Annotated in this window: 24 protein-coding genes; 8 read left to right on the top strand and 16 right to left on the bottom strand. The window is 47.1% G+C overall.

Annotated features, from left to right (window positions below):
* Positions 1-3 precede the first annotated feature (3 nt).
* Together NV381_RS24120 and NV381_RS24115 are read right to left on the bottom strand one after the other, a co-directional pair.
* Positions 4-414 carry a MerR family transcriptional regulator gene (locus NV381_RS24120; protein WP_258215846.1) on the bottom strand — a complete coding sequence of 137 codons (411 nt, stop codon included), beginning with the start codon at positions 412-414 and terminating at the stop codon, positions 4-6.
* A gap of 373 nt (positions 415-787) precedes the next feature.
* On the bottom strand, positions 788-1,507 hold the full coding sequence (locus tag NV381_RS24115; protein WP_258215845.1) for a class I SAM-dependent methyltransferase: 720 nt from the start codon (positions 1,505-1,507) through the stop codon (positions 788-790).
* A 150-nt stretch (positions 1,508-1,657) separates the two neighbouring features.
* On the opposite strand from NV381_RS24115, the gene NV381_RS24110 reads away from it, so the two are divergent.
* Positions 1,658-1,747: a YjcZ family sporulation protein gene (locus tag NV381_RS24110; RefSeq protein WP_258215844.1), complete on the top strand. Its 90-nt coding sequence runs from the start codon at positions 1,658-1,660 to the stop codon at positions 1,745-1,747.
* A gap of 1,011 nt (positions 1,748-2,758) precedes the next feature.
* On the opposite strand, the gene NV381_RS24105 is transcribed toward NV381_RS24110, so the two are convergent.
* The 3 genes from NV381_RS24105 to NV381_RS38265 all read right to left on the bottom strand — a co-directional run bounded on the left by NV381_RS24105 (position 2,759) and on the right by NV381_RS38265 (position 6,768).
* The gene (locus NV381_RS24105; protein ID WP_258215843.1) at positions 2,759-3,877 is read right to left on the bottom strand and encodes a peptidoglycan-binding domain-containing protein; all 1,119 of its coding nucleotides are present in this window, start codon (positions 3,875-3,877) and stop codon (positions 2,759-2,761) included.
* Between the two features lie 213 nt (positions 3,878-4,090).
* Complete coding sequence (locus NV381_RS24100) at positions 4,091-5,326, bottom strand: aminopeptidase (RefSeq protein WP_258215842.1); 1,236 nt, start codon at positions 5,324-5,326, stop codon at positions 4,091-4,093.
* A gap of 476 nt (positions 5,327-5,802) precedes the next feature.
* Complete coding sequence (locus NV381_RS38265) at positions 5,803-6,768, bottom strand: GNAT family N-acetyltransferase (protein ID WP_308862204.1); 966 nt, start codon at positions 6,766-6,768, stop codon at positions 5,803-5,805.
* 173 nt (positions 6,769-6,941) lie between these two features.
* On the opposite strand from NV381_RS38265, the gene NV381_RS24080 reads away from it, so the two are divergent.
* Positions 6,942-7,934, top strand: coding sequence for a GNAT family N-acetyltransferase (locus NV381_RS24080; RefSeq protein WP_258215840.1), 993 nt, complete (start codon positions 6,942-6,944; stop codon positions 7,932-7,934).
* A gap of 70 nt (positions 7,935-8,004) precedes the next feature.
* Here NV381_RS24080 and NV381_RS24075 read toward each other — a convergent pair whose 3' ends face one another.
* The 3 genes from NV381_RS24075 to NV381_RS24065 all read right to left on the bottom strand — a co-directional run bounded on the left by NV381_RS24075 (position 8,005) and on the right by NV381_RS24065 (position 13,285).
* Entirely contained in the window at positions 8,005-8,211 is a 207-nt protein-coding gene (locus NV381_RS24075) for an S-layer homology domain-containing protein (protein WP_258215839.1), read from the bottom strand.
* Between the two features lie 1,487 nt (positions 8,212-9,698).
* Positions 9,699-11,423, bottom strand: coding sequence for an assimilatory sulfite reductase (NADPH) hemoprotein subunit (gene cysI, locus NV381_RS24070; RefSeq protein ID WP_258215838.1), 1,725 nt, complete (start codon positions 11,421-11,423; stop codon positions 9,699-9,701).
* 38 nt (positions 11,424-11,461) lie between these two features.
* Entirely contained in the window at positions 11,462-13,285 is a 1,824-nt protein-coding gene (locus NV381_RS24065) for an assimilatory sulfite reductase (NADPH) flavoprotein subunit (protein ID WP_258215837.1), read from the bottom strand.
* A 317-nt stretch (positions 13,286-13,602) separates the two neighbouring features.
* Between NV381_RS24065 and NV381_RS24060 the strand changes: the two genes are divergently transcribed.
* Positions 13,603-14,685 (top strand): ParB/RepB/Spo0J family partition protein, encoded by a 1,083-nt coding sequence (locus NV381_RS24060; RefSeq protein ID WP_258215836.1) that lies wholly within the window; start codon positions 13,603-13,605, stop codon positions 14,683-14,685.
* Positions 14,686-14,733: 48 nt separating this feature from the next.
* A complete protein-coding gene (locus NV381_RS24055) occupies positions 14,734-15,912 on the top strand; it encodes a MalY/PatB family protein (RefSeq protein ID WP_258215835.1) in 1,179 nt (392 codons plus the stop codon).
* 9 nt (positions 15,913-15,921) lie between these two features.
* Here the strand turns inward: NV381_RS24055 and NV381_RS24050 are convergent, their stop codons facing one another.
* The gene (locus NV381_RS24050) at positions 15,922-17,028 is read right to left on the bottom strand and encodes an Ada metal-binding domain-containing protein (protein WP_258215834.1); all 1,107 of its coding nucleotides are present in this window, start codon (positions 17,026-17,028) and stop codon (positions 15,922-15,924) included.
* A 229-nt stretch (positions 17,029-17,257) separates the two neighbouring features.
* On the opposite strand from NV381_RS24050, the gene NV381_RS24045 reads away from it, so the two are divergent.
* From NV381_RS24045 to NV381_RS24035, 3 genes are read left to right on the top strand one after another with little or no spacing between them, the layout of a single operon-like run.
* Positions 17,258-17,839 carry a bifunctional transcriptional activator/DNA repair enzyme AdaA gene (locus tag NV381_RS24045; RefSeq protein ID WP_258215967.1) on the top strand — a complete coding sequence of 194 codons (582 nt, stop codon included), beginning with the start codon at positions 17,258-17,260 and terminating at the stop codon, positions 17,837-17,839.
* The gene (locus NV381_RS24040) at positions 17,823-18,374 is read left to right on the top strand and encodes a methylated-DNA--[protein]-cysteine S-methyltransferase (RefSeq protein ID WP_258215833.1); all 552 of its coding nucleotides are present in this window, start codon (positions 17,823-17,825) and stop codon (positions 18,372-18,374) included. Before NV381_RS24045 ends, NV381_RS24040 begins: the two co-directional genes overlap by 17 nt.
* The gene (locus NV381_RS24035) at positions 18,367-19,080 is read left to right on the top strand and encodes a 2OG-Fe(II) oxygenase (protein WP_258215832.1); all 714 of its coding nucleotides are present in this window, start codon (positions 18,367-18,369) and stop codon (positions 19,078-19,080) included. Before NV381_RS24040 ends, NV381_RS24035 begins: the two co-directional genes overlap by 8 nt.
* Before the next feature lie 90 nt (positions 19,081-19,170).
* Here the strand turns inward: NV381_RS24035 and NV381_RS24030 are convergent, their stop codons facing one another.
* Positions 19,171-20,016, bottom strand: a complete 846-nt coding sequence (locus NV381_RS24030; RefSeq protein WP_258215831.1) for a metallophosphoesterase family protein — start codon at positions 20,014-20,016, stop codon at positions 19,171-19,173.
* 255 nt (positions 20,017-20,271) lie between these two features.
* Between NV381_RS24030 and NV381_RS24025 the strand changes: the two genes are divergently transcribed.
* Positions 20,272-21,603, top strand: coding sequence for an MFS transporter (locus NV381_RS24025; RefSeq protein ID WP_258215830.1), 1,332 nt, complete (start codon positions 20,272-20,274; stop codon positions 21,601-21,603).
* A gap of 245 nt (positions 21,604-21,848) precedes the next feature.
* On the opposite strand, the gene NV381_RS24020 is transcribed toward NV381_RS24025, so the two are convergent.
* The 6 genes from NV381_RS24020 to NV381_RS23995 all read right to left on the bottom strand — a co-directional run bounded on the left by NV381_RS24020 (position 21,849) and on the right by NV381_RS23995 (position 26,795).
* On the bottom strand, positions 21,849-23,027 hold the full coding sequence (locus tag NV381_RS24020) for an amidohydrolase (protein WP_258215829.1): 1,179 nt from the start codon (positions 23,025-23,027) through the stop codon (positions 21,849-21,851).
* Between the two features lie 15 nt (positions 23,028-23,042).
* Positions 23,043-23,573 (bottom strand): GNAT family N-acetyltransferase, encoded by a 531-nt coding sequence (locus NV381_RS24015; protein ID WP_258215828.1) that lies wholly within the window; start codon positions 23,571-23,573, stop codon positions 23,043-23,045.
* Positions 23,574-23,621: 48 nt separating this feature from the next.
* Positions 23,622-24,374 carry an amino acid ABC transporter ATP-binding protein gene (locus NV381_RS24010; protein ID WP_258215827.1) on the bottom strand — a complete coding sequence of 251 codons (753 nt, stop codon included), beginning with the start codon at positions 24,372-24,374 and terminating at the stop codon, positions 23,622-23,624.
* Between the two features lie 96 nt (positions 24,375-24,470).
* The gene (locus tag NV381_RS24005; RefSeq protein WP_258215826.1) at positions 24,471-25,139 is read right to left on the bottom strand and encodes an amino acid ABC transporter permease; all 669 of its coding nucleotides are present in this window, start codon (positions 25,137-25,139) and stop codon (positions 24,471-24,473) included.
* A 59-nt stretch (positions 25,140-25,198) separates the two neighbouring features.
* Entirely contained in the window at positions 25,199-25,900 is a 702-nt protein-coding gene (locus NV381_RS24000; RefSeq protein WP_258215825.1) for an amino acid ABC transporter permease, read from the bottom strand.
* A gap of 43 nt (positions 25,901-25,943) precedes the next feature.
* A complete protein-coding gene (locus NV381_RS23995) occupies positions 25,944-26,795 on the bottom strand; it encodes a transporter substrate-binding domain-containing protein (RefSeq protein WP_258215824.1) in 852 nt (283 codons plus the stop codon).
* Between the last annotated feature and the right edge of the window lie 3 nt (positions 26,796-26,798).

Below are 26,798 nucleotides of genomic sequence, written 5' to 3'. Positions count from 1 at the left end.
GGGTCAGCCTGTTATCGATTTTTCCTCTTGCTGCTGTGCGGCTTCCCATGAACGATAGTACACAATTTTATCTCGAAGCACGGTCAGGGTGTTTTGCAGCTCTTGAACCTGCATTAGCAATTTTTGTTCATGCTCCTCCAATACTTGCCGCCTTTGCGCAATGGTCAAATCTCCGTGACGCATCATGTCAGCGAAGCGCCGCATTTCTGAAATAGGCATTCCTGTTGATCGTAGTCGCATAAGCAAAATGATCCACTCAAGATCATTCTCCTTATAGGATCGATGCCCGTTGGAAGCTCGACAGATCGGTTCCATGAGACCGATTCTCTCATAATAACGAAGTGTATGTACGCTCAAGCCCGTTCTTGCTGCAACCTGCTGAATCGTCAATTCAATGTCCATCTTTTGTATCACTGAATGGCCTCCTCTTTGCTATTTTTTTATCATACAAGTTAGAGCGCACTCGAAGTCAACCCATTAAATGATTATATTTAGAAAAATAACCCAGATATTAGAAAAATCAAGAAAAATTGTCAGAACATTGACGGTCCTTTTATGTAGAAGCTCATACATGCGTGGGGAGGGGTTCAGTGTGGGGTTCCGACGCAAAAATTGAAATAAGGGGGAAGCTTCGCTCACCCCACGCGGCTTGTTATTACGTGATTTAAGTAGTCTTCTGCTGTCATTTGTCCTCTCCCTTTACTCCACTTTTTTTGCAGAAGGCCAACGTCATGACAAATAAACCAACCGAAAATTGTTGATTGGTTTATTTGGAGAAATTCAAAATTTATTTAGTCCCCATAAAATGGATGGATCCCATATATTCATGATATCGTTCCATTATACTATTATATTTATTAGTTACTTCCCAAAGTGCTGTGTCATAAAAAGAACCGGCATCTATGTGTTGATGGTGATCGGGATGTTCGAGAAGATCCTCGCTGATCTTGGGAAACAAAAAAGGGCCTTCTATCTGTACGTCTTTAAAGGCTGCTTTATTTACTAATTGGGACCAATCCTGATAATTCCACAGTGTGCCTATCTGAAAAAAAAGGGCAATATCATCATAAATTTCTTTTGGCATTGGTTTGATTTGAACCATTTCTCTGTCATAAACCTTGCCTCCAGTACGCAGAACTCTATAATATTCCGTTAAGGCTTTAGCAGTATCCACAAATATTGATACGGATTCAACAAGAATCACATCAAAAGAATAGCTTTCAAATGGAAGTGAGCATGCGTCTCCTTCCAAAAAGACGGCAGAGACATTCTCTTCATTTGCCCGTCTAATTGCTTTTGAAATCATATCCGAGCGAATATCAATCCCTGTCACATCATGGCCTTGTGCAGCTAAATAACAAGATGTTCTTCCTGTACCACAACCAACTTCAAGTATTCGCGAGTTCATTGGAAGTGGATAGTGCTCAAGTTGCTTTAATGTTGCGGCAAATCCTCCAGGATGAGCGTTGCCGATTCCTAATTTGGCCAGCATATCTAAATATTCCATCCGGATTACTTCCTTTCACAGCATTTTAATCTCATCATATGAATGAAAAACAATATTGTAATGGACTTATGCTATTAGTGGATATTAGTCCATTCAAAATAGGTTTGCTGCGAATAACATATCCTTAGAAACGAAAAAGGAGGGATTGCAATGAGCACCGTCGGATTTACTTCCACTGCAACGATCTTGGTTCTGTATATCCTATTGGTTATTGTTTTATCTGCTGGCTTTTGTATCTAATATCTTTGAGACAACCCCTCCACCATTTTATCCTGAATAGATGGTTGCAAAAGAGCCCTCAATTCCACTTTAATAGTTGAGGGCTTTTTTGCGTATTCTTGTGTATTCTTAGTGATGAATAAGATGAGGTCGCTTTCCAGCGCGTACTCATCGCGGGTATCGGGTTCGTGGTTCGTGGCATGGTTCGGTTACGGCATTGCATGGCAGTCTGGCGCACTCCGTGCAATTATCAGGAAAATATCAAGTTAGTTACTCCGAAAATAGCGTTCCAAGACTTATAGCTGGAATTCCTCATGCTAATTCTACATATTTTGGCTGATATCCACCTTTTCACCTCTATTAGAGTTAGTTTTTCCAGTTAGATTGATTTCAGGCGATATCCATGCTGGATTAGCGTTACAATTTCCATCTATTTTCTTTTCTTCCGCAGTGGCCCCGACAAATCATGGTCTCCTCTAGATTGAAAGCAGCCGCCCCATCACTTAAGTAACATCCAAAAAGCGGCCGGACTCATTTTTCGATTTTCGAACCCCCACTCTGATGGGAATTTCCCTACGAAAAAGACGTTTCATTTTCCGCTTACATGGTGGTTTTGGAGGCGTCTTTGTACATAGTTTGGGACTGATTCATTCACTGATACCCTTTTGGGACAGCTTCTTTTTATGAAAATTCTTGTCGTAACGCAGATAGAACTTCAAGAAAAGCAGTGGGGTTTATAAAATATCTGGATCCTTAGTCCTTCTAAACATTCCGAAGTCAAATGATTCAAGAGTGAGTCCTTCGAGTTGAATTCCTCTCTTTTCATGGCCCCCACAGCTAGACTACCTTAATCTTCATTTTCATTTAACATGAGCAACTATACTTAGCTACAATGTAGGTTGATTTGTTTCACTAGTTGACAATGTAGGGAGATTTGTGCATTTTGTAATGACACAACGCGCTAGGGATTCGCTCGCAGGAAAGTCAAGAACGCTCCTTCTCCTGAGGAGATGAAGCGTTCTTGAGGTGAAATTATTCAGTTCCTTTTCCTTTGCCATTGCTGCCATTATCTTGACTCTGTCCATTGTCTTGGCCTTGGCCGCCACCTTTGCCTTGTCCATTGTCCTGACCGTTTCCTTGGCCTTGGCTGCCACCTTTGCCTTGTCCATTGTCCTGACCATTTCCTTGCCCTTGACCGCCGCCTTTACCTTGTCCATTGTCCTGACCGTTTCCTTGGCCTTGGCTACCACCTTTGCCCTGGCCATTGTCTTGGACGTTTCCTTGGCCTTGGCCGCCGCCTTTGCCTTGACCTTGCTCTGGGCCTTTTCCTCCGCCATTACCTTTGCCCTGCTCTTGACCTTTTCCTTCGCTCTTACCTTTACCCTGCTCCGGACCTTTTTCTTCACTCTTACCTTTACCCTGCTCCGGACCTTTTTCTTCACTCTTACCTTTACCCCAGCCCCAGCCTTTACCCTGGCCTCCACCCTGTCCCTGGCCTTCGCCTTGTCCTTGGCCTCCGCCTTGTCCTTGGCCTCCGCCCTGTCCTTGGCCTCCGCCTTGTCCTTGGCCTCCGCCTTGTCCTTGGCCTCCGCCTTGTCCTTGGCCTCCGCCTTGTCCTTGGCCTCCGCCTTTACCCTGGCCTCCGCCTATTCCTTCGCCTCCGCCTTTACCCTGGCCTCCGCCTTGTCCTTGGCCTCCGCCTATTCCTTCGCCTCCGCCTTTACCCTGGCCTCCGCCTTGTCCTTGGCCTCCGCCTATTCCTTCGCCTCCGCCTTGTCCTTGGCCTCCACCTTGTCCTGAACCTTTGCCTTGAGAAGGCATTTTCATATTCGCATAAGCGTACATAATTGATTCAAGTGTTCGATTATCTACAGCTCCGTTAACCGGCAGCCCATGTTTTTTCTGAAAATGTTTAACTCCCCTAACTGTTGTTTCATCGTAGTAGCCCGTGATTTTCCCCTCATAGCTGCCAAGTGCTTTCAGCATCCCTTGGATTACGAATACGTCCGGTCCATTCGCACCCTTACCGACCGCCCAGCTGGCATTTGGCATACTCAGCAATAATGCTATTGCCAGCAGCGCCGTACCGAGATACCTTCCCACTAACCATTTTGAGCGTGATCCGCGGGATTTCCAAATACGATCTTTCATTTCAAATAAACACCATCCTTGTAGTAAATTGTTTTGATACAACCCTTACTATTCCCAACTTTTCATTTTCATTCTGTCAATATTGGACAATTTCTTTCGCAAGGCAATGCAACTGCACTTCCTCGCAACAAAAAAACCGCCCTCCCACCCGATTGTACGAGAAGGAAAGCGGCAATATGTAACAGCAAACCGTTGCTTTTCAAAGATTTAGAACTAGAATGCCCAGTTGCCTTGTTTAAAAACAGGTTCTTCAACACCTTCGGCTGTGACCCCGAATATGTCCATCTCACCTGAGCCAATCATAAAATCTACATGTGTGATGCTGGTATTAAGCCCTTTGGCTTTCAGCTCATCCTGCGACAGCTTTTTTCCATCCGTCAGACAGAATGCATAGGCGCTGCCAATGGCCAAATGATTCGATGCATTTTCGTCAAAAAGTGTATTGTAATAAAGAATATTAGACTCGGAGATTGGGGATCGATGAGGCACCAGCGCCACCTCACCCAAATAATGCGAGCCCTCATCTATCTCGACCAAGCCCTTCAGCGTTTCTTCACCCTGAGCCGCGGATACATTGACAATACGCCCATTCTCAAACGTAAGCGTAAACCCGTCTATAATATTGCCTCCATAGCTCAGGGGCTTCGTACTGGACACTTTGCCGTTCACTCCGCCAGCTAACGGTGCTGTGAATACTTCCTCTGTCGGCATGTTCGCCACAAACGAATGTCCGCGCTCGTCAATACTATCAGCAGCTACCCAAATATGTCCCTCAGGCAGCTCAATCGTCAGATCAGTTCCCGGAGCGAGATAGTGCAGCTTCTTGTACTTCTTCGCATTCAAATAATCCGATTTGCTGTTCAAGCTTCGGACATGCCCTTCCCATGCTGTGATGGGATCAGCCTGATCGACTCGTACTGTTTTAAAAATAGCGTCCCACAGCTTGGCCACCTGCTCTTCCTCAGGCAGCTCAGGAAACACCTTCGCAGCCCAATTTTTCGAAGGAGCCGCAATCACGCACCAGCTGAATTTGTCAGATTGCAAATATTGCCGATACTTAGCCATCGCTTTGCCGTATGTTTTCTGGTAATTGACAATTCGATCCTGAGGTATTCCTTTAAGAAGGTCAGGGTCTGAAGATACAATACTTATAACCGCAGCCCCTTTTTCGACTAGCTCCAGCATTTCACCGGCATACCATTTGGGTTCCTCAAGGAATGATTCATCCGCAGCCAGATCATATCGCATACGGGATACCGTATCATCAGTCCAATTAACCTTGACCAGGTAGGCGCCGGCTTCATACGCTTTTTTCACGATCAACCTGACTAAATCTGCCGCATCAATGGAACCGTTAACGACCAAAGTCTGGCCCTTGTGAATATTAACTCCTATTTTGACAACCAACTCGGCATAGCTGCTCAGCAGCTGCTGGAATTTTTCGGACATAGCGATCCCTCCAATATTGAGTACTTATTTTCTCTTTATTTTATAGCAACAAAGCCCCGAATTCAAAATAGATGGATAACCGTGTCCATATCTCATCTTATCCTGGAGGCGAGCCCTAATGATTTCAATATAGTATATCTGTATTAGGACACAATTAGACATGTTCTTGAGGTATAATAGATACATCTTATTGAGGTGGTTTAAAAAGTCCCCTGTTGATCACGAATTATCCTGAAAAGCGGACCTTTTGAACATGCACTTATTACCATTAAATACGAGGAATCGAAATGACGAATACTCAGCGAATCAATTGTATGAAATGCCAACATTTCTATGTCACATGGGATCCCAAATTTCCCAAAGGGTGTAAAGCTTTTGGATTTAAGTCACATAATATGCCCAGTCTTACGGTTTTGTCTTCGTCAGGCAAGACGTGTATGAATTTCGAACCCAAGCCCGCCCCCAAAGCTTAAGCATTACAAAATAGCTGCACCCGCTCGCCACTCCATCAGCCAGCAGTCCCGCTTCTCCCCTTCATGCCATTCTTGCTCAGGCAGCAGCTTGACTTTGCGGAAACCGCTTTTTTCATAGCAGGCGATAGCCCGCTCATTCCACGCTTGCGGATCCATGACAACGCGGCTAGCCTGATGCTCCTCCTCTAAATAGCGAAGCATCGAGCTCATTAACTGCTTGCCTATCCCCCTGTTCCAATACGTCGGCTCACCTATGAACTGATCTGTGCCGAATATTCGTGTACCCTCCGATTCATCCAAGCCAAAGTAATTCAGTCCCTCAGCCTCCAGCAAATAAAATTGTATGTATCCGATCGGTTGCCCTTCATATTCCAATATGCATCTGTATAATTGATCCTCTTCGGGATAAAAATGCTCCTGCACCATTTCCGGTGTATGCGCCCGATCCCTGCCGCCGTAGTAGCGAAGGACTTCGGGATCATTCAGCCATTTATGAAGCATCGAAGCATCGAACCGGGTCAGCCTGCGCACAGTGAGCGGATTGCTCCGGTATCGAATCATGCTTTCTCCCTCAGTTAAGTATTCGATAAGAAACTTACGGTCCTCGGGATAAGTCAGGTTGAGCATTTCAATCTCATCCGCCGATTTCCACTGGATATCATAAATAAGGCCATCAGGATCGTGAAGCGTTGGCAGTCCACCTTCCACTTGAACCTCGTAATATTTAACCTTGTAAACGGTTCCTCGGCTAACGCCGCTTTTTTCATGCAAATAGCTGCCTACCTGCACCTTGTAGCCCGTCTCCTCCCAGACCTCACGAGCGCAGCAGGCTTCATACGTTTCATCGCTGTTTGCTCCTCCTGACGGGACAGACCACCGCTTCTCCTCATCTGATCTTCCTTGCAGCACCATAAGCAGCTGCTTGTTTTCGTTGACACAAATCGCGGCCGCGCCTCTCCAAATATACATGGAATATCCTGTCCCCTTTTTCGCAAATATAGGATGATCTTATTATACTACCAGAACCCATTCGTTTTCAGCGATACAGTTTTCTTAATAATCATTCATTATTTTCCAATTATGCCCAACCATTAGTAAGATGAAGATGAACCTATTTCACAAAAATAATTGAGGTGCAGAAAATGAACATTACAATAAGGCCTTTAGAAGTTCCAGGCGACTATGAGAGAATGGCTGAGCTGCTTAATATCATCTTCTCAGAGCCGACATGGGCGGAGCGATTAGAGGAAGATGACCGAAAAATGTACAAGCAAGGCAAGCTAACCTATGATGACGAGAATAAACTGACCGGATACGATCGGATTCGTTTGGCGGCACAATCACCCGACGGCCTCATGATCGGATATGCCAACAGCTGGCGAGCCCCTTGGACCGAAGCCGGTACCCTGCACCATACACTCGTTGTAGACGCTAAGCATCGTAACAAAGGTGTAGGGTCTGCGCTTGCCGGAGCTTTGGAGCAATGGGCTCATGAGATGAAGGCATCGGAGATAGTAGTCAATGTGGCCGACCATGATGAGTCTTCCATCGCATTTGCGCAAAAACGTGGGTATCTCACAGCCCGACATGCGTTCAAGTCCATCCTCAAGCCTGCCGAATTTGTGGAAGCATCAGAAGGAGACTACGAATTGAGGCTCGTTTCGGAAGGAATCCGTTTTTTCACTCTGCTGGAGGAACCTGGGGAAGAAAGCGAATTAAAGCTGTATCAGCTTTACAAACAGGCAGCAGCCGATATTCCTGGAAACCGTGAAAGCTATCCGAACGTATCTGAATGGAAAAAATGGTTTCTTCATCTGGAGGGTTATCGCCCGGAGCTCGTCCTCATTGCGGCAGATGGCAGCAGGTACGTTGGTGTTGTTCATTTATTGCATAACGAGAAAACTTCCGGTATGTATCACGAGTTTACCGGAGTCGACAGGGAATATCGCGGGAGACATATCGCCTCAGCGCTCAAAATTAGGGCAATCCGTCTATCTAAACTGCTCAATGTCCCGTACATGAGTACACATAACGATTCAGCCAACGCGCCTATGCTAGCCATTAACCGCAATCGGTTAGGCTACATAGCTTCTCCGGGCAACTACCGGATGATCAAAGAGCTTCGCTCCGACTAAAGAAAAAGCAGGGCTGCCGCTAAGAGAAAGCTTTCTTATCGACAGCCCTGCCATTATGTTATCCGTCATTCTATTTCAAGCTCTTGACAATGACCGTGACCGCTTCCGCACGAGTGACAAGGTTCTGCGGTTTAAAGCTGCCATCATAATAACCGGCTATGATTTCTTTCTCTTGCACCGCTGCCACAGCTGCTTGGGCCCAGCTGGATATTTGCGCGCTATCCACGAACGATACGGCTCCTGTCCCTTTTTGGATCCCTGCTGCGCGCATAACCATCAATGCCATCTGCTCGCGGGTAATCGGATCATCCGGTCCGAAGCGGTCGGCGCTATAGCCCGTAACGATCCCGGCTGTAACTGCCCGTCTGAAAGGTCAATCCGGCAGGTAAACATAACGTTACGGTAAGAACTAAAATGAGCCAAGAGCTGATGGTTCGTTTAAATTTCATTCCTTCTTCTCCTTAGAAGACTATTTTTATAAGTCATTTTATAATCGCTCTCAAAATAAAGGCACTCCTCAATGCGCGCGAATCCCGGGCGCGCGTTGCGGCATTGCATGGCGGTCGGTCGAACCCCTGTACCGTGAACCTTCTATGGACCTAACCGTGGCTTGACACTTATTCGAAAAATCCGTTAATCAACTTCCATTACTCCACACATTCCCTATACATCCGTTTCCTTTATAGGCCCCTTCAATCCCATCCATCTGTATTTCCATATATGACCATTCAGTAAAATAAATCTTTCTATGTCTATCCATCTCCACTTATTACTTAAATCTCACCAATCCCATCAGCCCCCATCTATCCTTACAGTTCCATCACTCCTACACTTCCATTTGCTACTTAAATACCACCAATCCCATCAGTCTCCATCTATCCATACGCTTCCATTACTCCGTACACTTCCATTTGCTACTCAAATACCACCAATCCCACCAGTCTCCATCAATCCATACGCTTCCATCACTCCGTACACCTCCATTTGCTACTTAAAACTCACCATTCCCATCAGTCTCCATCTATCCTTACACTTCCATCACTCCGTACACCTCCATTTGCTATTAAATACCATCAATCCATCAGTCTCCATCTATCCATACACTTTCATCCATATCCATCAATCCATACACTCCCATCACTCCGTACACCTCCATTTGCTACTTAAATACCACCAACCCCATCAGCCCCTATCTATCCAGCACTTCCATCACTCCCTCCGATTCCCCCCATCTCCATCAATCCACACACTCCCATCACTCCGTACACCTCCATTTACTACTTAAATCTCATCATTCCCATCAGTCTCCATCAAATTATCGGGAAAAAATCCCTTTAGTTACCCCTCTACACAGCATTCCTATCCCTATAACTGGAATTTCTCATGCTAATTCTGCCTCTTTGGCCGATTTTTTCAAATATCGCCTAATTTAACGTGAGGATTTCCAGTTATATGGGTTATAAACAATATTTAAGCTATATTAGCGGGAGGTTTTCCATCTATTTCCGAAGGCATCGTAAATCATAGTCTCAGTCTCCTGGTATGGCTACGAGGAAGTGCAAATTCACTTCCCCCATCCCAAAAACATATAGAAGGGTAAGAGAATCCCTTCATTCGAAGCCCCTCGATGAAGATACCTTCATGTCTAAACGTTAGTTTTATTGCAAATTAGACTAGTTCGGCTCGTATGAGTACTTATACATTCGGAAAAGCGCATTAAAAAAAGCCTGATTTCTCAGGCTTTTTTTAATGTAGCTATCAAGTTTACGAATGGAAATCTTGTCCCGAACGTACTTCCTTAACATAACCAGCGCGAATGACAAAATCACCGAAGTGTTCGCCTTCCCACCGCTCCTTGGCATATTGTGTAACAATCGGTTCCAGGGACTTTAGAATCTCCGCCTCACCAATGTTTTCCTTGTACAGCTTATTCAGTCGGTTTCCGGCAAATCCGCCTCCCAAATACATGTTGTATTTGCCAGGTGCCTTGCCAATGAACGCGATTTCCGCCAACATCGGGCGGGCGCATCCATTCGGACAGCCGGTCATACGAATAACGATCTCCTCTTCGCGCAACCCTACTTCCTCAAGCATCGGCTCAATCTTATCCAGCAATGTAGGAAGATAACGCTCTGATTCCGCCATTGCCATCCCACAGGTCGGGAATGAAACGCAGGCCATAGAATTTCTCCGCAATGCCGAGTGGTAAAGCCCATCGGAGAGCCCATGCTCCTTGATTAATTCTTCAATCTTTTTCTTCTTCTGGCTGCTCACATTGCCAATGATCAGGTTCTGATTGGCAGTCAGGCGGAAATCCCCGGAATGTACCTTGGCGATTTCTCTCAAACCCGTCATCAGCGGGTAGCTGTCCGTATCTTTAATCCGGCCATTCTCGACAAAGAGAGTGAAATGCCATTTCCCGTTGCTTCCCTTAACCCAGCCATAGCGATCTCCGTTATGGTCAAAATGGTAAGCACGCGCTTCTTCAAGCTTCCAGCCTAGACGATCATGCAGCTCATTGATGAACCAATCGATACCGCGGTCGTCGATGGTGTACTTAAATCTTGCATGCTTACGTACGGAACGATCCCCGTAATCCCGTTGAATCATGACCGTCTTCTCGGCAACGTCAACGATCTGCTCCGGCAAACAGAATCCGATCACTTGGGATATTTGCGGATAGGTTTCAGGATCGCCGTGAGTCATCCCCATCCCGCCTCCTACGGAGATGTTGAAGCCCTTCAGGCGTCCTTCTTCGATAATCGCTATGAAGCCAAGATCCTGCGAGAATACATCTACATCATTGGAAGGAGGAACAGCCATACCAATTTTAAACTTCCGCGGCAAATAAACAGGCCCATAGATAGGCTCTTGTTCTACCGCGTTATCCTGGCTGTCTACTACTTTCTCACCGTCAAGCCAGATCTCATGATACGCTCTTGTTCTTGGATCAAGGTGATCGCTGACACGACGCGCCCACTCGTACACCTCAGTATGAATCTCGGACTGATACGGATTTGGGTTGCACATAACGTTACGATTTACGTCGCCACAGGCGGCTAACGTGCTTAGCATTGCATCGTTCACTTCTGCAATCGTCGTTTTCAAATTCCATTTGATTACACCATGCAATTGGAAGGACTGACGGGTTGTCAGACGAATGGTTCCATTCGCATATTTCTGTGCGACACGGTCCATCATCAGCCACTGATCCGATGTTATGACTCCACCCGCCGCGCGTACGCGAAGCATGAACTGATACGCCGGCTCAAGCTTCTGCTTGTTCCGTTCGTTGCGCAAATCCCGATCATCCTGCATGTAGCTTCCATGAAATTTCATCAATCTATTATCATCTTCGGGTATCGACCCCGTGATTACATCTTCAAGTGTCTCCGCGAGGCTTCCCCGCAAATAGTTGGTTCTGCGTTTGATAGCCTCTACATCACTGTGCGGCGCACTGTTGGGCGAAAGTAAATTATTTTCTGACATGCTTGCTTTTCTCCTCTCGCAATCCCTAGGACTTGGGTCTAGTAGACATCCCGCTGATAACGTTTCTGCTGTTGCATGCGGGTCAAATATTCAGCAGCTTCCTCTGGGCTAAACTTGCCCTCTTGTTCGATGATTGTTGTCAGAGCAGCATGGACGTCATGCGCCATTTTCTTCTCATCGCCACAAATGTACACGGAAGCCCCTTCCTGAAGCCATTGATAAAGCTCACGGCTCTTTTCAAGCATCCGATGCTGTACATACACTTTCTTGTCGGTATCACGGGAGAATGCGACATCCATACGTGTCAGCACGCCCTGTTTAAGCCAACGCTGCCATTCCGTCTGATAAAGGAAGTCTGTGGAAAAGTGCTGGTCGCCGTAGAACAGCCATGTCTTCCCAGCGGCTCCGGTTTCTTCCCTTTCTCCTAAGAAAGCTCTGAACGGAGCAACGCCCGTACCTGGTCCAATCATAATGATCGGCGTATCTGCGCTCTCTGGAAGCTTAAAATTCGAGTTAGACTGAATGTAAACCGGCAGCGTATCGCCCGACTGGATTCGCTCTGCAAGCTGAACGGAACATACACCGTACCGTTCTCTTCCCCGTGACTCGTAACGTACGGCGCGGACGGTAATATGCACTTCATCCGGGAACGCTTTGGAGCTGCTTGCGATGGAGTACAAGCGAGCCGGGATTTTCCGAAGGATCGCTACGAATTCGCCTGCGGATACACCTTTTAGCGAGTAGTCCTGCACCAAATCCAACAGATCACGCTCGTTAAGATAAGCCCTGAGCTCCTGCTCACGTCCTGCCTGCAGCAGCTCTTCAAGTCCATTGCTTGAAGTAAGCTTGGCCGCTTGCTCCAGCAGTGGCTTGGTCAGCACAGTAATCTCATAATGTCGAAGAAGCGCCTCTCGTAATGGAAGTTTATCGCCATTCTTATTAATACTTACAAGCTCTTCCGCTTTCCAACCCATCGCTTCGATCAATTCGTCCACAAGACGAGGATGGTTCTCCGGATAGACTCCCAAGCTGTCGCCAGGTTCATACTGAAGATTAGATCCCTCAAGAGATATCTCAACGTGACGAGTTTCCCGGTCCGATCCGCGGCCGTTCAGATTCAAATTCTCCAACACTTCGGCCTTAAACGGATTCGATCTCGAATATTCCGATTCTGTTTCACTCGCGACTGCCGCACCGGTTCCAACGCCAGATGCCGGGGCAGACGATGCCTCGCTTAGAGAGGCTACAATATTATTCATCCACTCCGCAGCAGACTCGTCATAATCCACATCGCAGTCTACACGCGGGATAATCCGTTTACCGCCAAGCTCCTCAAGACGCTTGTCGAAATCCTTGCCCGTTTGACAGAAAAACTCGTAGGATGTATCTCCCAGACCAAGCACAGCAAATGGCTTGCCCTCCAATTGAGGCGCTCTCTTGCTATGAAGGAACTCGTAGAAAGGAATCGCGCTATCCGGCGGATCTCCCTCTCCTTGGGTACTCGCCACAATTAGCAAGTTTTGGACATTCTTTAAGCCATTAGGCTTAAAGTCGCCCATCGAGGAGAGCGTTACCTTAAAGCCTTGCTCTTCCAGCTTTTTGGACACCTTCTTCGCCAACCCATGACTATTGCCTGTCTGCGATCCGAAGAGCACGGTCACTTCCTTGGGAACGACGGCTACACTCACTGGTGCAACTGCCGATGGCACAGCAACAGGCGTTCCCGCAGCTGCCGCTCCCTGAAGAGCCGCAAGATATCCGCTCAGCCAGATCCGTTGACCTTCTGTTAGCGTTGGCAGCAGGCGATTAAGCAGTTCAGCTTGCTCTTGATTAAAAGGACTGTTTGTTACTTGAAATTCCAACTTTATCCACCTCACGCAGCATGTAATGATAATAATCCCTAGTATTAGTATCTAATTAATTTTTTCGCTCTCTTGACCCTATCATAGCACAAGTAAGCGGTCAATTAGAATGATCTTATAAGTTCTATCAGTTATATTGATAAAGAAGGCATATGTACGTTAGTTAACTGCTTTTACCTATTATTTGCCCATCATCAGCCGCCAGAATCAATCAAGCTCCCAAGCAAATATTTCCACGATCAGTTACCCTGTTATATAATACTTGTATCCCTGCCGGCCGCTAGATCCGGTAACCTACGAAGGATAGGAGAACTCATATGGACATTATTCAGATTGCTACGCATTTAATAGATGAAGATACGGATCAGCCCAGATATCAATTCGATGAAGACTCGCTCCAGGAATTAATGAACAGCATCGAGGAGCTTGGCCTGCTATCGCCAATTAAAGTGAGAACGACTCCGGATGGTCGATATAAAATCATTTATGGAAACAGACGGTACAAAGCATGCAAAACATTGGGCCGGCCTACGATCCCTTGTATTGTATCTACCGTGACGGATGAGCTGGAAATTTATTTGGAGCAAATAGCCGAGAATTTGACAAGAGAAGGCTTTTCCCCGATCGAGGAGGCCGAAGCCTTCAACAAGCTTATGAATGATCCGAAGTTCAGCAGCTCAACCAAATTTCTCTCCAGCAAGCTTGGCAAGCCAGAATCCTACATTAAGAACAAATGCGATTTGCTGAAATTCAGCAATGCCGTTAAAAAACGGATCGTCAGCGGCACCGATATAAAAAAAGATAAGCTGACGGAACAGCAGCTGCTGCCGATTAAGGATTTGCCGATGGAGCATCTCGACGCACTCGCCTTGATTATTGCCAGAGACGAGGTGCCGGTAAGTGATGTCAAAAAAATCGTCAAGCTGTTTAAAGACAAAGATATTTCTAATGGCACCAAGGACAAGCTCCTATACAAATCAGGACGTGAGTTGCTGGAAACCTGGTCTGTGTATGAGCAAAATAAAGCTGAGAGAGCCAAGCCTCCTGCAGAGCCTAAGGCCGAGGCCAAAAACAATAAGCAGAATCACAACAGCAGCAATACCCCTTCAGCAGAGAAAGAAACCGCAAGCACTGCAGCGGCTGCAAATGAACGTACAAATAAAGAAGCTGCTGCAGCACCTATCGAGAGCAAGCTTCAACAGCTGCTGGCTTTCCTGCCTGCTCACTATCCGCTGCCATCTGAAGTAGAGCAAATTTATCCTAATGATGAAGAAAACTTTGTAAACAACGTTGATCTTCTCATTAACAATATGGAGAAGCAGCTGGCAGAGTGGAAAAATGTACGCGAACTAGTCAAGTCCAAAACGTCAGCAGCAGAAATTGAAATGATTAAACAATAAACACAGGGCAATGATGTTACTACTACATACAAACGGAGCGAAACTTACATGGCTTATAATTTTGACGAAATCGTCGATCGTGAGAACACGAACGGCATCAAATGGGAGAGCGTGCAAGACATCTATGGCGCATCTGATTTACTTCCCTTGTGGGTGGCGGATATGGATTTTCGGGGACCCTCCCCCGTCATGGAGGCTTTGAAGCAGCGGGCGGAGCTCGGCGTTTTCGGCTATACGGAACGTCCCGATTCATTATACGAGGCAATTGAAGGCTGGGTACTGCGCAAGCATCAATGGAGGATCGTGAAGAACTGGATATGCTGGTCGCCTGGTGTCCTTCCTGCCTTGACTGCTTGCATTCAAACTTTCACCAAGCCAGGAGACCGGATCATTATCCAGCCCCCGGTATATCCGCCATTCTTCAAGGTAGTGAAGGACAACGGCCGCGAGCTGGTGACGAATCCGCTGCGTTATGTGAATGATCGATATGAAATCGATTTTGAGGACCTGACGAATAAATTCCGCACTACAGGGGCTAAAATGCTCATCCTGTGCAGTCCGCATAACCCGGTCGGCAGAGTTTGGACCCGAGATGAGCTCAGCCGGATTGAAGCCATCTGCACGGAATTCGATGCGCTAATCATCTCCGATGAAATTCATGCCGATCTAACTTATCCCTCTTTTCAGCATATCCCTATGGCGTCGCTGTCAGCAGGAGCTGCGGAACGGACCATCGTCTGCTTCGCACCGAGCAAAACATTCAATCTGGCCGGTCTGCAGTCCTCCTATATCGTAATCCCGAACAAGGAGCTGCGCATCGCCTTCAACAAAACAATGGCTCGAGGCCATCTGTCGATGAGCAATACATTCGCGATTACAGCTTCGGAAAGCGCCTATCGGGATGGGGATGAATGGCTGGAGCAGTGTCTCGCCTATATCCGTGCCAATATCGATTACGCAGCGGAATTCTTCGCCCTGCATATTCCCGAAATCAAGATGATTAATCCCGAGGGCACCTATTTGCTCTGGCTTGACTGCAGCAGACTCGGCCTGGATACAGCAGGACTAAGACGCTTCATGGTGAAGGAAGCCAAGCTCGCTCTCAACGAAGGCGTCAGCTTCGGGACTGAGGGCGAGGGTTTCATGAGGCTGAATGCAGCTTGTCGACGAGCTACCATTGAGGAGGCTCTCCAGCGCTTATTGAATGCAGTTAAAGCCCGACGTTAACAGGCTAAGCTAGTACAGGAATCTCCATAAATAAAAAGTGGCATAAGACTCCCAATTTGTCCAAGTTGAAGATAGCTGCAGGATTTCATTTTTCGTCGGTTTATTTTCGGTGCCCTGAAGATGTTTAATTGAATTGTGAAGACCCACATCATCAATCGGAAAAGCCGACGGAAATCTCAAGCAGCGCATCAAAACATAATTAGCCGTCCATGGACCAATACCCCTGACTTTGACCAACATTTTCTCCGCTTTCTTATCATCTCCTGCGTTCAGCAGAAGCTCTTTGGTCAGTTCCCCGGCAGCGATGAGCCTTGCCACGCCAATAAGATACTCACATTTCTTAACCGTCATTCGCAATAATCCCAAGTCTTCAACCGTCAATGCAGCTATTTCATCCGGTGTAGGGAATACCCAATACAATTCCCCCTCACATTCCAAACCGCGACCGAAGGTTTCCACAAGTCTTCTTTTCAATGTGTAAGCAAACGTAAGGTTTATTTGCTGTCCAATGATCCCCCAGCAGATCGCTTCGAATAAATCGGGGATGCCTATAGTACGCAGTCCGTAGAATGAATCCACAGCCCGCTGCAGCAGCGCATCGGTTCTGGCCATTTCGTAAAACGGAAGCAGATCGGTATCCAAATCGAACCACTCCCTCACATAACGCGCGACCTCTGCACGAACCCATCGCCGGGAAGGCGTTGTCTCTCCTATAAAACGAATAGTCATCACGTTCTCAGAGTTCGAACTAATTTCAACGACAGGTGTTTCTTGCCCAACCGGTATTGCTTTGTAAATCTTCTGATCCCTGGTATGGAACAAGCACTCGTCAGGGGAGTTGGACATATATTTCATATTTTCAGAAAAGCTGAATTCCTTCGGAGTAATCAATATCAGCTCTTGCTTGTTATCCTCCCAGGAGCCCTTCGGCAGACCGGAACAGCAGTTTTTGCACGAACGATAGCCAGCCCGTTCCGCCTCCACTCGCGACTCAAACCGTACCGTGTTTTCCGGCTTGGGTTGTCCTGTACACCAAGGGAAGCAGTATATTTTCATTGTTTTGACACCTGTAAAATAGGGAGCATCCCACTCCGCATTAACTCTCTTTATATTCATAAATATCCTCCATTCATCGCGGTACCACTCCACATTTAGTTTTAACATAAAAAGTGTTCGAGCGATTTCGATATCTTGCTGTTACATTCGAAAATGCGTACACGGGGCCCCTATCGGGGGTATACTGTGTGTGGAGGTGAGGCAAATGAATGATTTTAAAGGGCAAAGACATGTGGACACGTCCAGTTTAAAAAACGCTGCAGATACAGCTGATACCCATGAGGAGCTTATGACAGAGGAACAATGGCAAGCAATAATCCTTAACGATGCATCTTACAATGACAAGTTTATTTACGCGGTAAAAACCACAGGTATTTTTTGCAAGCCCTCTTGTAAATCCAGAATACCCAAAATCGAAAATGTGCGCGTTTTTCAAAATGCCAAGCAAGCACTATCCGCTAATTTCCGTCCATGCAAACGATGCAAACCGACCGGTGAACGATTGCCGGATCATGACTGGGTAGATCAAATAACTCAATACATCGACAACAATTATATTGAAACGCTAACGCTGGCAAACTTGGCGGATATGTGCCACGGCAGTCCTTACCATTTGCACCGCACCTTCAAACGGATTAAGGGGATAACACCGGTCGAATATGTCCAGCAAACGAGAATAAATAAAGCCATCGACCACCTCATTCATACGGATAAAACAATTATGGATATTGCTCTGACAGTAGGCATGCCCAATGCACCTTATTTTATAACCCTCTTCAAGAAGAAAACCGGACATACACCTGCCGACTATCGTCAAATATACAGCAAAAAACACGCTAAGGAGGCGCTGCACAGTGGAAACAAAAACTAATCCCGTCATTTACTGGACATTGCTGGTTCATGAGTCATGGAGCCTGTATATGGCCGCAACCTCAAAAGGGTTATGCTACGTAGGTTCTCTCAATAAGCCTTTTCAAGAATTATCAGATTGGGCTAAAAGGCGCTTCCCAGGCAGCATATTGACTCAAGACGATGAAAGGCTGCAGCTCTATACAGCAGAATTAATCGAGTATCTCGAAGGAACACGGAGTGCTTTTACCGTACCCTTTGATTTCCATGGAACCTCATTTCAGCTTGCCGTATGGGATGCACTCTGTAAGATTCCGTATGGACAAACCCAAACCTACTCGGATATTGCCGACCTTATTCAAAAGCCTTCGGCAGTACGTGCAGTTGGAGCGGCTATCGGCGCCAATCCGGTATTGATTACCGTACCGTGCCATCGGGTGATAGGGAAGGACGGCTCGCTTACAGGCTACCGGGGTGGTCTTGATATGAAGACGCAGCTCCTGCAGCTGGAACGCGAAAGCTCGTTAACCGTTGGGGGGAGTCAGGCCTATGCCTAACCGGCTTGCAAAACGTATGGCCGCATTAGATTGGAGCTTGCTGCAGAAATCGCTCGATGAGCAGGGCTACGCTGAGCTTCCTGTCCTGCTGGATCAAGCGCAGTGCACTGAAATCATGAATACGTACGAGGAAGCAGCCCTTTTCAGAAGCACTATTGATATGGCCAGATATCGGTTCGGAATCGGGGAGTACAAATATTATCAGGCCCCGCTTCCAGACTTGCTGCAGCAGCTTCGTGAGGGCTTTTACCCCGAGCTTGCCCTGACCGCCAATCGTTGGCTGGAGCAGCTTGGCCGCAATACGGTATTTCCGCCGGCACTCCCGGCATTTCTCGATCTTTGTCACCAGCAGGGGCAGCTGCGCTCGACACCATTAATTCTTAAATACGAAACCGGAGGATACAACTGCCTGCATCAGGATTTGTATGGTGAAGTATTTTTTCCCTTTCAGGTAGTATTCGCTTTAAATCAGAGAGGGAAGGATTACACAGGCGGAGAGTTTCTGCTGACCGAACAACGGCCGAGGGCTCAAAGCAGAGGGCATGTGCTTACGCTGGAGCAAGGCGCAGGAATTATCTTTCCTACGAATCATCGCCCGGTACTGGGAGCACGCGGCTACTATAAAACCACGCTTCGGCACGGAGTCAGCACGATTACTTCTGGTGCGAGGTACAGTCTGGGTATTATTTTTCACGATGCCAAATGAAGTCTGGATACCTTCCTCTTAAAAGGAAAAGAGGAGCTCATAAATTCGATGAGCCCCTCCATTATATTTTACCGCCTTATACTCTTATGTTTAACGTGATATTGTGCCAATATCGTTAATCTTCACGCTTAAACTACAATCAACCGCTTCGCCGCGTGCTTCCAGAACAGGAGTGAAGCCCTTCATTTTCGTATTAAATGATGTTATGTATTCCGTAAGATTAGCATGGTCGATAGTTACCAGATCCGTTGTTACCTGATCATCCTCAAGCTCAACGATACGGAAGGCTGGAATATCCAGACATGCCGCAGTTTGAATGTAATGCCATCCGTCCTGCCGCACTATGGAATTCACATGATTATGACCACAGAAGTAAAATCCAAAGCCCTGCTTCTTGTTCAAAACAGCCTTCATATCAATATCCGGATGGATGGAAAGCTTCTCCATAGTTGAGCAAGCGGTTGTATCGTAGACCGGATGATGAGCAAAAACAAAAACCGGCTTCTCCCCTGATTCTACAAGCCTGGCTTCCAGCCACTCCAATTGTTCTTCGTCTATCTCGCCTCCCCAGTCGGACTTGTTCATTTCCTTGGTAGAGTCGAGGAAGATGAGCATAGCTTCATCCAATTCTATGGAACGGTAACGCTGCTGTCCGGTAATGGCCAAAATATCCGCCTTGGGGATTGAATGCGTATCATGGTTGCCCAACACATGGATGAAATTGCATTGGCCGCCTTCTATACGATCAAACACATAACCGAATTCCTCTGGAAATCCATCATGCGTAAGATCACCTAATGAAATATGGAATTGCCCATCCGTATTCACGAATGTATCAAGCATGACCGAATAAGCCCGGTCTCTTGCCTCTTTCATCTCCTCGGCTCCATCCTCCATCCGTGAATAATGAAAATCTCCCATAAGTACAAGCCGCATGGAATACTACCTCCTGGTTTTTGAGTAACTGCAACCAAATGTCTCACTAGTTAACACACTTCATATTTGATCTGTTTTAGTGATAGACGCTATAATGAGATAGCTTTTCAAAAGCTCTTCCCCATTTATTAACAGCATAGGACACAATTATTATCGCAGTATTAATGGGGCGTCAATGTATTATTATACAGCTATTTTCATGAAATTTACATACATTGGTAACAATAAACAATCAAATCATTAGGTGGGAACTTCATGAAAGACAATGTGGTTATACCAGTCTGGTCCATAGGAACATTCCTAGTCGTCATGAATACAACTATGTTTAACGTTTCCTTACCGGAAATTATAGCCCAGCTTCATATAACGGCCGGACTTGCTTCCTGGATCGTATCGGGTTATTCGATTGGCTTTGCCTTGTCCACGATTATATTTAGCCGATTGTCCGACTTCATACCAATTCGCAAGCTGCTCGCTATAGGACTAACCTGTCTCGGAGTGTCGTCTGTACTAGGATTTATGGCTCAAGGCTTCGATCTGCTGCTAACGGCCCGACTGCTGCAATCCTGCGGCGCCGGCGCCATGCCAGGGCTTGGGATGGTGCTCGCCAGCCGCTACGTACCATTTGAACGAAGAGGACGGGCCATTACTATGATAGCCTCCGGAAGCGCCCTGGCCTTCGGGGTAGGTCCGGTCGCCGGAGGGATAATTACAGAGTTTTTCGGTTGGCAAGAGCTATTTCTCGTCACTTGTCTGGTCATTCCTTTGGTCCCCGTACTTTGGAGACTGCTGCCTAAGGAAGAACAGAAGAAGGTCCGGTTCGACTTTGTCGGTGCCGCTCTTATTGTAGTGACGGCTGCTGCACTATTAATTGCCATTGCATCGTTATCTGTGATCTTTCTAATCGTCAGCATTGCAGCGGCTATCCTTTTATTCAAACATTTGTACAAAGCCAAGGAGCCGTTCATCCAGCCATTGTTGTTCCGAAACTCCGGTTACCGCAAATTAATTTTCATGGCATTCTCGGCATTTGTCCTTAACATGTCCATGCTGTTTCTTATGCCTCTTATACTAGCAAACGGCTTCCACAAATCAGCTGCAGCTGTAGGATTAATGATCTTCCCCGGTGCTTTATTGTCAGCATGTCTAATGAACTTTGTAGGGCGCTGGATAGACCGGTATGGCAATATGCGGTTCTTATTGGCCGGACATATTCTAATGGGGCTTTCACTAGTCTTCATATCCCTAGGAATCCATATATCCGCCTTTGTCATAACATTTGCCTACTTGATATTTGCCCCATCCTTATCAACCATCACATCCACCCTGTCCAATGAGGTGTCGCGTATTCTTCCCAAGGAACAGATCGGCTCCGGAATGGGCCTGTCCCAGCTATCGCAATATATGGGAGGCTCGTTCGCAGTTGCCCTGTGCGGGCTGCTGATCGTCTGGCAGGATGAGATTGCTCCATTGTTTGCTTATCAGCATATCTATATATTGTTGGTTGTTGTCCTGCTGCTTTCCTTGTTCATGCTGCGCAGGTATACAAAGTCCAGGGAGCCGCTTAAATCAGAACTTGACGCGTGATATCTTTAGCGAACACAAACTATAGTAGTTACTAAAAGGCTGTCCCAAAAGTAATTTATGGAAATTGCAGCCTCCACTCGGTAGTATTGAAATGTAAAAGAACCTTCAATTCCACTATTTATAGTAGAGTTGGAAGGTTCTTTTTCACATTTTATTGGATTCATTTGTTTGGCTTTTTTGGGACCAGCTTTTGTCTAACGCATACGCTTGAACTCAGAATTAAACAAGTTGCTTCCTCCTCAGCCTTACGGATCAGCAACGAAACGCTTCAGCTCAGCAATAGCCAACCCGGCAAAGAAAGAGGCGCTGATTGGCAATGCTCGCTCATCGACATCGAAAGCGGGATGATGCCATTCCTTCTGCCCCCCTGTTCCCATGAATGCAAAGAATCCTGGAAGATGCTTTTGGTAAAAAGCAAAATCCTCGCCAGCCAATGACGGCTTGGGCGTAACAACATGGATACCAAGCTGTTCTGCAGTCCTCCGTGCGGCTTCCGCCAGCTCTGCATCGTTATTAACAGGTGGCGGGCCTTGAATCCAACGCACGGCAGCCTTCGTCCCATATGCCGCTGCAATGCCGTTTACGACCTCGCTGAATCTCTCTATTACCCGAGTGCGCACCAGCTCATCGAACGTCCTCACCGTGCCGTCAAGCACTGCCGTCTCAGGGATGACATTCCAAGCTGTCCCACTGTTTAGACGGGTTACACTGATAACTGCGCTGTCAAGCGGGCTTACGTTGCGGCTGACAATCGTCTGCAGTGCCGTAACCAAATGAGCGGCAGCAACAATCGGGTCGACACTGGCTTCGGGTACAGCTGCATGTGACCCGATACCTTCAAACTCCACGAGGAAGCCGTCGGCCGCAGCCATCAGCGGTCCTGATCGAATACCGATCGTGCCGACTGGCAGATCCGGCTTATTGTGCATGCCATAGATTGCACACACTCCCTCCAACGCACCGCTCTGCAGCACTTTCTCTGCACCGGCCGCCTTCTCCTCCGCAGGCTGGAACACGAAGCGAACCGTCCCTGGCAGCTCGTGCTCCTTCTCTTTAAGCAATAAGGCTGCACCGAGAATGGCTGCAGTATGGAAGTCGTGACCGCAAGCATGCATCTTGCCTGTATTCTTGGAAGAGAAGGGCAGTCCCGTTTCCTCCAGAATGGGAAGAGCATCAATGTCAGCTCGCAAAGCTATGACAGGTCCCCCTTGCAGTCCCCCTACCTCGGCAATTAGCCCAGTTTTTAGGGAAAACTGGGCGGCGATCCGAATCCCGGTTTCTTCCAGCCTTTCGCGAATATACGCCGTTGTCTCATATTCCTCATGAGACAGCTCTGGATATTGATGCAGGTGACGTCTAATATCCAACAGCTGTTGCTCGATTCTCTCGTTGATTATGATGGCTCCATCGCCCTTTACTGCCATAATGCCTCCTCCTCCTCAGTGCATGTTTCCACCAGCAACCTGAGCTTCAAATAAGTTGGGATTCACAACTTTTCGCAGCAAATGCATAGTACCATCTCCGTTGCCCCGGTCAATCGAATCTATTCTCTCATATCCTTTTCGTTCATACATAGCCAAAAGCCACGGATGCTTCTCAGCGGTAGCCAGTGTAAGGGCAGACGCTCCCAGTTTGTCCCTGATAATCGTTTCCTCTACCCAAACAAGCAGCTCCGTGCCGAGCCCTAGCCCTTGATACTCTGGCCCCACCGCAAACCATTTGACGAAAGGAAGGTCAATGTTCCACCTGTTAAGCTTCTCCTTCGACAATGTCAAGGTTGCGGCGATTTCTCCATCCAATTCCAAGACATAGCATTCATTCTTCAAGATATTATCTTGAACGAGGGCAAGATTCGCATTAGCCGCAGGCCATTGGAGCTGGAGCTCCCTAATCGTCACATAGGCTTCATAAATAACATGACGCAGCCTTTCAGCATCCTCCAAGGTGGCAAGACGGTACACTTTACTCATATTATTCACCCTTTCTCATGTAAAATGGATAGCTAATGCGGTTTCCTCCTATATGGAATAGGACAGTTCTGGCCTAATCCGTCTTAGAAACTGCTTCGTCCGTTCCTCTTTTGGCTCGTTGAACAGCTCGGCAGGTCTTCCTTCTTCAACAATGACACCTTCATCCATAAAAACGACATGGCTCGCAACATCCTGCGCGAAAGTCATCTCATGGGTGACGATGACCATCGTTATCCCCTCCTTGGCAATCTTACGAATGACCGAGAGTACTTCCCCGACCAGCTCGGGGTCAAGCGCTGAAGTTGGTTCATCGAACAGGATAACTGCCGGATTCAAGGCCAGCGCACGTGCAATGCCTACGCGCTGCTGCTGGCCTCCGGACAGCTGGGAGGGATACGAATCCAGCTTGCTTCCGAGCCCTACTTTCTCCAACAGTTCGACACTTCGCCGACGCGCTTCGTCCTTCGACTGCTTTTTTACGATCACAAGGCCTTCCATGACGTTCTCGAGCGCCGTCTTATGACGGAACAGATTGTACTGCTGGAATACCATCGCTGTCTTTTGCCGCAACTGATGGATTTCCTTTTTGCTGGCCCGTTTACAATCTACGCTGAAATCATCAATTGTAATGAAGCCTTCGTTTGGTTTTTCCAAATAGTTCATGCACCTCAGCAGCGTCGTTTTACCAGAACCGCTTGGTCCCAGTATCGCCACCACTTCACCCTTATTTACCGTTATGTCGATGCCCCGGAGTACCTGGTTACGGCCGAATGATTTCGTGATTTTGGTTAATGTAATCATGGGTTACCCTCCTCCCATATCTCTTGCGAGCCAAATTTACCTAGTACTCACAACAGTGGCGGCTATTAATCCGGTCTGATCGATAGCCCTTGAATATTAAGCCACGCCACCCTTGCTGTACACATTCAAACGTTTCTCCAATAAACCTGAAACATGCTCAGCTATTATGGTCAATATCCAATAGATTACAGCGGCCGCAATGAAGGCCTCTAAATATTTCCAATTTCTCATAGCCACAATATGTGCCGTTCCGTTCACTTCCTGTAAGGAAATGGTGAAGGCAAGCGAAGATCCGTGCAGCAATCCGACGAATTTGCTTAGCAGATTCGGCAGACTAGCCATCAGGGCCTGAGGAATGACGATGCGCCTCATCGCTTGCGAGGTTGTCATGCCTACCGAATAAGCCGCTTCCAATTGTCCGATGCTGACCGACAAGATCCCGGAACGAATCGTTTCCGACATATAAGCGCCAATATTCAACGTAAACGCAACGAAGATAAACATAATCAGGGGAATGAAGCTGGAGCTTATCCCCCAGCCATACCTCTCCGACAAAGCATCAAGTATCATTGGAAGAGCAAAATAAACTAACATAATATGAAGCAGCAGAGGCGTCCCACGGAAAAAGGAAACATAGAATTGAGCTATCCGATGAATGTATTTGACCTTGTACATACGCACGAAGGCTACAACGACTCCGACGATGAACCCCGTAAACAAGGGCACAATAGAAATGACCAAAGTAAGCGGCAGCGCCTTAAGCATTGCCAGGAAAGCCTCTATGATAAAGCTGAAGTCGATCTGGATATCCCATCCCCTCCTCTTTAATTAATAGCAGCGACATGCTTTTCATATTTGGATAAGCTGCGTTCTACCCTGCGGTATGTGTACTCGAAGATAAGAACTATCGTGTAATAAATGATCGAAAGTGCGATCCATATCTCCAGAAAATGATAGGTCGTGCCTAACATTTCGGCTCGGCCGACAACATCCATTACTCCCAACGTATAGGCGAGGGATGTGTCCTTCAAGGTGCCAATAATCAGATTGGCAACGTTCGGCAGTGCGACCTTCCAGGCTTGGGGAAGTACGATCCGCGTCAATACATCATAATTTCCCATGCCAATGGAATAGCCGGCTTCCGCTTGACCGCGGTCGACGGCATTCACTGCGGCGCGTACGATTTCGGAGAAATAAGCGGCAAAGTGGAGCGCATAGGTGATAACCACGAACACAAGCGGCTGAACATCGGTCACATCGATATGGACAGCCTTGAGCAGCTCCGGCAATCCGTAATAGACCAGAAACAACTGGATCAGAATCGGAGTGCCTCTCGTATAAGAAATGTAAATAACCACAATTCGGTTGAGAATCGGAATCTTATACAATCTTGGCAATGCCGCGACCAGGCCAATAAGGATGCCGAATGCGACGGAAGCCACTACAATGAACAAGGTCACATGCAGAAATGACAGCAGCTTCGGCAGATAAACCCAGATGAGTGTAAAATCAAATGATTTCCCCATTTAACCCCCTATGCCTCCCTCGACTTGATCAGGCGAGGCGAATTTATTCAGTAACTGTAAAATCTTCGCCCAGCCATTGCTTGCTCAGCTTCGCCAGCGTTCCATCCTTCTTAATTTCCCGAATCGCCTCATCAATTTTGCTCTTTAATTCAGTTTCATCTTTACGCAGCACGTAATAAATTTTCGAGGTGTAGAGGACCGGACCTACCACTTTCTGCTGCGCGTCGGCGTCTCTATTGCGGCTCGCTATCGAAAAAGGTGTACCGATGGTAGCATCGACTCGGCCTGTTTTGATTTGGCTAATGACATCGTTAGTCCCGCCGCTTCCCGAGAAGACAATTTCATACGGATTTCCGTGGGCCTTATTGTAATCCTGCAGCCACACGGCTCCATTGCTTCCCGGGCTTGTTATCACTTTCTTGCCCTTCAGATCCTCGACAGATTTGATTGCATCGTTGTCCTTACGCACAACGACTTTGCTTGGCCAGATGTTATAAGCTTCATCGTTAAAAAGAAATTTGGCTTGCCTCTCCGGATTTACCTCATACTGGTTAACGGCCAGATCGATTTTGCCTGCTTCCAAACTCAGCAGGATGCTGGCAAATTCCATCGTCTTAAATTCGAATTCATAACCCGGCAGACGCTTGTCGATTTCCTTGGTTAATTCGATATCATAGCCTGTCAAATTTCCCTTATCATCCAGGAAAGTAACATCCTTGAAGGTGCCGCTCGTACCGACAACGATCTTCTTTACCTTCTGAGGCGCTGCGCTTGCGGGAGCTGCAACGCTGGCCGTGCTGGCCGCCCCTTTAGCAGCTGTCTGTTCCTTCGCTCCGCAGCCTGCAAGCAGTAACACGGAAGCAATTGTAATTGCCATGCAATTCATTATTTTCATAGG

Origin of the sequence: Paenibacillus radicis (ex Xue et al. 2023) (genome assembly GCF_024722015.1) — a bacterium.
GTDB lineage: Bacteria > Bacillota > Bacilli > Paenibacillales > NBRC-103111 > Paenibacillus_S.
This window is presented reverse-complemented; position numbering and strand designations above follow the sequence as displayed.

Coding starts and splice junctions, on each gene's coding strand:
- NV381_RS24050 (WP_258215834.1), bottom strand. CDS start 17,028: ATGAATATAAAGAGAGTTAATGCGGAGTGGGATGCTCCCTATTTTACA.
- NV381_RS24115 (WP_258215845.1), bottom strand. CDS start 1,507: ATGGAATATTTAGATATGCTGGCCAAATTAGGAATCGGCAACGCTCAT.
- NV381_RS24000 (WP_258215825.1), bottom strand. CDS start 25,900: ATGGGGAAATCATTTGATTTTACACTCATCTGGGTTTATCTGCCGAAG.
- NV381_RS23995 (WP_258215824.1), bottom strand. CDS start 26,795: ATGAAAATAATGAATTGCATGGCAATTACAATTGCTTCCGTGTTACTG.
- NV381_RS24110 (WP_258215844.1), top strand. CDS start 1,658: ATGAGCACCGTCGGATTTACTTCCACTGCAACGATCTTGGTTCTGTAT.
- NV381_RS24005 (WP_258215826.1), bottom strand. CDS start 25,139: ATGCTTAAGGCGCTGCCGCTTACTTTGGTCATTTCTATTGTGCCCTTG.
- NV381_RS24060 (WP_258215836.1), top strand. CDS start 13,603: ATGGACATTATTCAGATTGCTACGCATTTAATAGATGAAGATACGGAT.
- NV381_RS24075 (WP_258215839.1), bottom strand. CDS start 8,211: ATGGTTATGCGCGCAGCAGGGATCCAAAAAGGGACAGGAGCCGTATCG.
- NV381_RS24080 (WP_258215840.1), top strand. CDS start 6,942: ATGAACATTACAATAAGGCCTTTAGAAGTTCCAGGCGACTATGAGAGA.
- NV381_RS24100 (WP_258215842.1), bottom strand. CDS start 5,326: ATGTCCGAAAAATTCCAGCAGCTGCTGAGCAGCTATGCCGAGTTGGTT.
- NV381_RS24035 (WP_258215832.1), top strand. CDS start 18,367: ATGCCTAACCGGCTTGCAAAACGTATGGCCGCATTAGATTGGAGCTTG.
- NV381_RS24105 (WP_258215843.1), bottom strand. CDS start 3,877: ATGAAAGATCGTATTTGGAAATCCCGCGGATCACGCTCAAAATGGTTA.
- NV381_RS24025 (WP_258215830.1), top strand. CDS start 20,272: ATGAAAGACAATGTGGTTATACCAGTCTGGTCCATAGGAACATTCCTA.
- NV381_RS24010 (WP_258215827.1), bottom strand. CDS start 24,374: ATGATTACATTAACCAAAATCACGAAATCATTCGGCCGTAACCAGGTA.
- NV381_RS24020 (WP_258215829.1), bottom strand. CDS start 23,027: ATGGCAGTAAAGGGCGATGGAGCCATCATAATCAACGAGAGAATCGAG.
- cysI (WP_258215838.1), bottom strand. CDS start 11,423: ATGTCAGAAAATAATTTACTTTCGCCCAACAGTGCGCCGCACAGTGAT.
- NV381_RS24015 (WP_258215828.1), bottom strand. CDS start 23,573: ATGAGTAAAGTGTACCGTCTTGCCACCTTGGAGGATGCTGAAAGGCTG.
- NV381_RS24045 (WP_258215967.1), top strand. CDS start 17,258: ATGACAGAGGAACAATGGCAAGCAATAATCCTTAACGATGCATCTTAC.
- NV381_RS38265 (WP_308862204.1), bottom strand. CDS start 6,768: ATGTATATTTGGAGAGGCGCGGCCGCGATTTGTGTCAACGAAAACAAG.
- NV381_RS24030 (WP_258215831.1), bottom strand. CDS start 20,016: ATGCGGCTTGTACTTATGGGAGATTTTCATTATTCACGGATGGAGGAT.
- NV381_RS24055 (WP_258215835.1), top strand. CDS start 14,734: ATGGCTTATAATTTTGACGAAATCGTCGATCGTGAGAACACGAACGGC.